The sequence below is a fragment of the Pandoraea sp. NPDC090278 genome, assembly GCF_044772185.1.
GTDB lineage: Bacteria > Pseudomonadota > Gammaproteobacteria > Burkholderiales > Burkholderiaceae > Pandoraea.
Window position 1 is genome coordinate 1 of sequence record NZ_JBIVYJ010000040.1, and the last position, 2083, is coordinate 2083.

The following is a 2083-nucleotide window of genomic DNA, read 5'->3' on the forward strand; positions in this document are numbered from 1 at the left end:
TCGACAATGCCTCAGCGGGCAGCAACAAATCCGTGTCGCTGAGCAACGTCACGGTAAGCAATGGCTCGGCGGCTAACGAGGTATCCGACTACAACGTTACGATTTTCGACAGCAAGGGAAGCAACCTCGGTGCTATCGGTGCAGTAGCCACCAACATCTCCAACGTCAGCGTCGCAAACATTGCGAAGGCCGTTGTCACAGTGTCGGGCGTGGGGGTCAGTAACAAGGTCTACGACACCACCACCAACGCCCGCCTGTCGAGCAACGGCACGGTAACGGTGCAGCTGGGTAATGCGTCGGCCGCTGACGGTTCGCTGGACGCTGCCTCGGCGTTCAACAACTACACGATCAGTGGGCAGTTCGCCAATGCATCGGCGGGTAATCAGACGGTCAACATTAATGCCGCGCTGGCCGACACCACAAATTACACGTTGGCATCCGGCAGTCAGACGAACACCACGGCCACCATCACCAAGGCGAATGTGACGATCGCCGGCGCTCAGGCCAACAACAAGGTCTACGACACCACCACCAATGCCAGCCTGTCGAGCAACGGCACAGCAACGGTGCAGTTGGGTAATGCGTCGGCTGCTAACGGTTCGCTGGCCGCTGCCTTGGCGTTCAACAACTACACGGTCAGCGGGCAGTTTGCCAATGCGTCGGCCGGTAATCAGACGGTCAACATTAATGCCGCACTGACCGACACCACCAACTACTCGCTAACTTCGGGCAGCCAGACGAACACCACGGCTACCATCGCCAAGGCGAATGTCACGATCTCTGGCGCTCGGGCCAACAACAAGGTCTACGACACCACCACCAACGCCAGCCTGTCGAACAACGGCACGGCAACGGTGCAGCTGGGTAATGCGTCGGCCGCTAACGGTTCGCTGGCCGCTGCCTCGGCGTTCAACAACTACACGGTCAGTGGGCAGTTCGCCAATGCGTCGGCGGGTAATCAGACGGTCAACCTCAATACCGCGCTGGCCGACACCACAAATTACACGTTCGCATCCGGCAGTCAGACGAACACCACGGCCACCATCGCCAAGGCAAATGTCACGATCATCGGCGCTCAGGTCAACAACAAGGTCTACGACACCACCACCAACGCTCGCCTTTCGAGCAACGGCACGGCAACGGTGCAGCTGGGTAATGCGTCGGCCGCTAACGGTTCGCTGGCTGCTGCCTCGGCGTTCAACAACTACACAATCAGTGGGCAGTTCGCCAATGCGTCGGCCGGCAATCAGACGGTCAACATTAATGCCGCACTGACCGACACGACAAACTATTCAGTTGCCGCAGGCAGCCTGGCGAACATCACGGCCACCATTGCCAAGGCTATTGTGACCCTCTCCGGAGTGACGGCCAACGATAAGGTCTATGACAAGACGACCAATGCAAGCTTCTCCGACATGGGTAACGCGACCGCGCAACTTGGCAACGCGACAGCCGCTGATGGGAGCCTGAATGCCGTTCGCCCCTTCCAGGAGTACTCAGTCAATGGGGTATTTGCGAATGCCGCCGCAGGTAACCAGTCAGTCAGCGTTAACGCGCAGCTTGCCGACACGACGAACTACACGCTTGCGGCGGGCAGTCAGACAAGTACAACAGCCACGATTGCTAAGGCAACGGTAACCGTGTCCGGTGTCGCCGCTAGCAATAAGACGTACGATACGACGACCAATGCCAACGTCAGCGCAAGTAACGTCACCGTCCGCATGGGAGACGCCAGCCGGGCGGACGGCTCGACGATCAACACTACCAACGCGGCGGTGGCGACTGTAGTGGGTGTTTTTGCAAATGCTTCGGCGGGCAATCAAACTGTCAATATCAATACTACGCTGGCAGATTCTGTCAACTACACGCTCGTCAATAGTGCAACCCAGGTAAGCGCCACCATCGCCAAAGCGAATGTAACGGTGATGGGGGTGATTGCACGCAACAAGACATTCGACCTAACGTCGGTTGCAAACTTGTCTGGCAATGGCACGGCAACGGTGCAGTTGGGTAATGCGTCGGCCGCTAACGGTTCGCTGGCCGCTGCCTCGGCGTTCAACAACTACACGGTCAGTGGGCAGTT

General features: G+C 58.3%; 1 protein-coding gene. It reads left to right on the forward strand.

The window, feature by feature from the left end; genetic code table 11:
• Positions 1 to 32: 32 nt before the first annotated feature.
• The coding region (locus ACIQWO_RS27465) for a beta strand repeat-containing protein (RefSeq protein WP_402830864.1) at positions 33 to 2083 on the forward strand (2051 nt) is incomplete at its 3' end.